Raw genomic sequence first — 2,918 nt, 5'->3', positions numbered from 1 at the left:
GCGGCAGAAGGAAGTGATCAGGAACTCTTGGATCGCGTTCTGGGCGATCTTTCGCCGCTGCTCGGCATCAAGGGCAAGCCGGAATTCTTGCGCGTGAAATACTGGGCACGGGCCATTCCACAGTACGAGCTCGGCTATCTTGAATTACAGGAAAAGATTACCCAGCGGCTGACCGCACTACCGGGATTGAGTCTGAATGGAAACTGGCGGGGCGGTATCGCGGTCGGCGACTGCCTGACCAATGGAAAGAAACTGGCAGAACGCCTGATCGAAAACGCCCGCACGGAAGAAGCCTGAGATTATCGTTTTCCCACTGGGAGGATGTTTAAAAAACCAAAAGTTTGTCGGACAACACCATGCTAAAAGAAGCGGGAGAATCCCCTTTGGGGCCGCCCTGGACTGGCCTGTGGAGGACGGGGGAATGGGCCATGGATGGCCCATTCAGCCTCGCCGTGACAGGAAGTCACGTCGAGGCGACCCGGCTGGATCAGGTCAGGTCAGGGTCTGCCCGAAGGGCCGGCCCCGTGGGGCGTGTTTCTTTCCCCTATTTCTTTGCACGAGCAAAGAAATAGGGTCGCCCGCATGCGATCTCAGTGCATAGAAGAACGGGGCGTTTGGCGGGCGAAACAACACAAGCCCGTCTTGAAGCCCATTGAAAGACCTTTGAAGTTTTGCTTACGTCCGTTTTAAGCTTTATTTTGCAAACACCCTTTGAGATAAAAGTGAGAAGTGCTTGCTGGTTTCAGCCACCCGTCATCGACATAAAGCGAATGACTTTTTCCGGCTTGTCCTGAAACTCGTGCCGCTCGGGCTTCAGGCCGATGGCTGCAATGATGGCTTCTTTGAGCTCATCATCTGGGATACCACTGCGCAGTAGTGGCCGGAATGAAAAGTTGTGCTCCTGCCCAAGGCACATATACATGGTGCCATCTACCGACAACCGAACCCGATTGCAGGTACCGCAGAAATGCTCGGACATGGGCGTGATGAACCCGACCTGGGTATCCGTGCCTGCTATTTGCAGGTAACGGGCAGGCCCGGCGCCATCGACCGGATTGATGACCGGAATCAACGGATAACGCTCCGAAAGCCGCTGCTTGATGGTTTGCAGACTGATGTAATGATCCAGTGCATCACGACCGGTATCGCCCATCGGCATGGTTTCGATCATGCGCAACACGAACCCATGCTCGATACAGAACTCCAGCACCGATTCGACGTCGTCTTCATTGACGCCTTTCATGACGACCATATTGAGCTTGATGGGAGACAACCCTACATCTTTGGCAGCCATCAAACCATCGATCACCTTGCTGAGTTTGCCTTGGGTGATCTGCTTGAAACGGTCGGCGTCCAGCGTATCGAGGCTCACGTTAATGCGGTCGACTCCCGCCGCCTTCAACGGTGCGGCCATTTTCCCCAGACGGGTGGCATTGGTGGAAAGTGCAATATCCCGAATACCGGGCAGCGCATCAATACGACGAACGATGTCCTCGATTCCACGGCGCACCAAGGGCTCGCCGCCGGTAATACGCACCCGACGCAAACCCATCCCGGCCATTACGCCCAGCAATCGTTCGATTTCATCAGCCGTCAACCAGTGTTCCGGCACTTCGAAGTCGTTAAACCCCTCCGGCATGCAGTAAAAGCAACGCAAGTCGCAACGGTCCGTGACCGACAGTCGCAGATAATCGATTGTGCGACCGAATGGGTCCACCAAATTTGACATACTTAAACCTTATGATTCCTGAACAGTCAAAGCCGGTCAAACGAGAGTTGACCGGGCGGCATACGACATCGGCAACACTGAATTGACCGCCGATTGCGTAAGAATGCTCAGAGGTCGGAGTTCCGAGCATTCGACGACTTGCTTACTCGTGCAGGAGTTCGCTAGGTATCAGTGGAAATAACGATAGCCGTAAAATAAGTGCAATTCAAGCGTTATGTTTTAAAAAATACACGGATGCAAGAGCAATTTAACTTCAGCGAACCCAGGAACCGGTTTTCCCGCCATGCTTTTCCAGCAAACGGGTGTATTCGATCACCATGCCGCGATCCACAGCCTTGCACATATCATAGAGCGTCAGCGCCGCTACGGAGGCAGCCGTGAGCGCTTCCATCTCCACGCCGGTTTGCCCACTCAGGCGGCATTCCGCAAGGATATGAATACCTTGGTTCTGCTCGTCGGGCGTCAAGGTAACCACCACCTTGGTCAGCAGGAGCGGGTGACACATCGGAATCAGATCCCAGGTTTTTTTGGCGGCCATAATGCCGGCGACGCGAGCCACGGCCAGTACATCCCCTTTCTTGTGACCACCGGAAAGAATCAATGCAAGCGTTTCAGGCTGCATGCGGATAAACGACTCCGCCAAAGCCACACGTTCCGTATGGGTTTTTGCGCCCACATCCACCATGCGCGCGGCACCCGTTTCATCGATATGGGTTAATTGCTGATTGCTCACAGATACCATCCTTCAAAGGGGAAATAATCAACCCTGTCACCACACGAAAGCCTGCGATCGGCTGGAATAAGGGCCACGCCATCCGCCCAGGCGATCGAACTCAACAGGCCCGAGTTCTGGTTTTCAAACGGCTGCAATCGCGTTTCACCCGAAGCCGCACGCTCACGCCGCACGCGGATGAACTCCGGGCGATCACCCGAAACCCAGTCCCGGGCCAGCGGCAGACTCAACGGCGGCAGGTCGATCTGAGGATCGCCGCCCGCCAATGCACGCAAAGCCGGACGAACGAACAGGAAGAAGGTCACAAAGGTCGAGACGGGGTTGCCCGGCAAGCCGATGAATGGCACCGACCCGATCCGGCCGAAAGCCAACGGTTTGCCCGGCTTGAGGAAAACCCGCCATGAATCGATCTTGCCGATCTCGGAGACCACCTGCCGGACCAGATCGGCATCCCCG

The 2,918-nt window shown here is 55.4% G+C and carries 4 protein-coding genes; 1 reads left to right on the top strand and 3 read right to left on the bottom strand.

Features of this window, described 5'->3' with window-relative positions:
- Nucleotides 1-297: FAD-dependent oxidoreductase (locus tag PHD44_RS12570; protein ID WP_367182032.1), on the top strand; the 297-nt coding region annotated here is incomplete at its 5' end.
- A gap of 445 nt (nucleotides 298-742) precedes the next feature.
- On the opposite strand, the gene moaA is transcribed toward PHD44_RS12570, so the two are convergent.
- The 3 genes from moaA to PHD44_RS12555 all read right to left on the bottom strand — a co-directional run.
- A complete protein-coding gene (gene moaA, locus PHD44_RS12565; protein WP_300192223.1) occupies nucleotides 743-1,729 on the bottom strand; it encodes a GTP 3',8-cyclase MoaA in 987 nt (328 codons plus the stop codon).
- A 253-nt stretch (nucleotides 1,730-1,982) separates the two neighbouring features.
- Nucleotides 1,983-2,471 carry a cyclic pyranopterin monophosphate synthase MoaC gene (gene moaC / locus PHD44_RS12560; RefSeq protein WP_300192222.1) on the bottom strand — a complete coding sequence of 163 codons (489 nt, stop codon included), beginning with the start codon at nucleotides 2,469-2,471 and terminating at the stop codon, nucleotides 1,983-1,985.
- Nucleotides 2,459-2,918, bottom strand: a 460-nt coding sequence (locus PHD44_RS12555; RefSeq protein ID WP_367182031.1) for a molybdopterin-binding protein, incomplete at its 5' end; no start/stop codon positions are given. The genes PHD44_RS12555 and moaC, both read right to left, overlap by 13 nt.

Origin of the sequence: Halothiobacillus sp. (assembly GCF_028710545.1) — a bacterium.
Classification (GTDB): domain Bacteria; phylum Pseudomonadota; class Gammaproteobacteria; order Halothiobacillales; family Halothiobacillaceae; genus Halothiobacillus.
The sequence above is the reverse complement of the archived record's forward strand: the minus strand, read 5'-3'. Positions and strand labels throughout refer to the sequence as shown.